Origin of the sequence: Streptomyces sp. UH6 (assembly GCF_013421635.1) — a bacterium.
In the GTDB taxonomy this organism is placed as follows: domain Bacteria; phylum Actinomycetota; class Actinomycetes; order Streptomycetales; family Streptomycetaceae; genus Streptomyces; species Streptomyces abyssomicinicus.
Genome location: NZ_JACADT010001195.1, coordinates 1 through 1,539 on the forward strand (window position 1 = coordinate 1; position 1,539 = coordinate 1,539).

A 1,539-nucleotide genomic window follows, 5' to 3' on the forward strand; every position below is an offset into this window, starting at 1 on the left:
CCGGGTCGAGGACCGAGACGGTACGGCGGGTGGCCCCGGCCACCGGTACCAGCGTGTCCACCAGCGGGCCCGGCGCCCGGGCCAGCAGTTCGCGGACCGTGCGGCCGGTGAGGCCGCCGGCGAAGCCGGTCACCGTGACCCGGTGCCCCAGGGCGGCCAGCACCCGCGCGACGTTGATGCCCTTGCCGCCGGGCCGCTCCACGACCTCCGTCACCCGGTGGCTGGTGCGCGGACGCAGCTCCCGGACCCGGTAGGTGATGTCGAGTGCGGCGTTCAGCGTGACCGTGAGAATCATCCGGTCCGCCTTTCCCCGATGATGCGCCTGCTCGTCGAACGCGGCCGGGGCACGGCCGCCTGTTTCTGGTCCGATCATGCCAAACGCAGCCCCGGGCGCACAGGTCCGTGACGCCCGGAGCGGGGAGGACGCGGGCTCAGCCCTGCCGGGGGTCGACCACCCAGGTTCCCTTGCGCATCACCCCGCGCAGGGTGAACTCCTCGTCCAGCACGACGAGGTCGGCGTCCTTGCCGGGTTCCAGCGAGCCGATCCGGTCGTCCAGCCCGAGGAGGCGGGCCGGGGTCGCGGAGATCGCCGCGACCACCTCCTCCACCGGCAGCCCGTCGTCGGTGACGGCCCGTCGGAAGGCGCGGTCCAGGGTGAGTGTCGAGCCGGCGATCGTGCCGTCGCCGGCCAGCCGGGCCACGCCGTCGACCACGTCGACCTCCAGCGGTCCCAGCAGGTAGCGGCCGTCGCCGAACCCGGCGGCGTCCATCGCGTCGGTGATCAACGCGACCCGCGCGCCGCCCGCGTGACGGAACGCCAGCTGGAGCGCGCCGGGGTGGAGGTGGACGCCGTCGTCGATCAGCTCGACGGTGACCCGCTCGTCCTCCAGCAGCGCGGTGACCGGGCCGGGGGCGCGGTGGCCCAGCGGGGGCATGGCGTTGAACAGGTGGGTGGCGACGGTGGCGCCCGCCTCGATCGCCTCCACGGTCTGCTCGTACGTCGCGTCGGTGTGGCCGACCGCGGCGATCACGCCCATCTCGCTCAGCATCCGCACCGAGTCGACGCCGCCGGGGAGTTCGGCGGCCAGGGTGACCATCCGGGCCTGCCCGCGCGCCGCCTCCACCAGCTTGCGGACCTCCGCCGGGTCGGGGTGGCGCAGCAGGGACTCGGAGTGGGCGCCCTTGCGGCACGGGGAGATGAACGGGCCCTCGAAGTGGACGCCGGCGATCTCGCCGTCCTCGGCCAGCTCGGAGAGCATCCCGGCGCGCACGGCGAGGGTGTCCAGGTCGCCGGTGACGGTGGAGGCGACCAGCGTGGTGGTGCCGTGTGCGCGGTGGGTGCGCACGCCGCGCAGGATCTCCTCGACGGTGCCGGAGGAGAACGAGGCGCCGCCCCCACCGTGGTTGTGGAGGTCGACGAAGCCGGGGACGATCCAGCAGCCGGGCAGGTCGACGACGGTGGCGGGGGCGTCGGCGGGGACGGTGGCCGGGTCGGCGAGGCGATCGCCCTCGACGACCACGCGGGCGCCGGGGACCGTG

At 74.9% G+C, this 1,539-nt stretch carries 2 protein-coding genes; both read right to left on the reverse strand.

What is annotated here, in order from left to right:
* Nucleotides 1–295, reverse strand: a 295-nt coding sequence (locus tag HW445_RS30545; RefSeq protein WP_257231393.1) for a PfkB family carbohydrate kinase, incomplete at its 3' end; no start/stop codon positions are given.
* 136 nt (nucleotides 296–431) lie between these two features.
* Nucleotides 432–1,539, reverse strand: a 1,108-nt coding sequence (gene nagA / locus HW445_RS30550; RefSeq protein ID WP_180224038.1) for an N-acetylglucosamine-6-phosphate deacetylase, incomplete at its 5' end; no start/stop codon positions are given.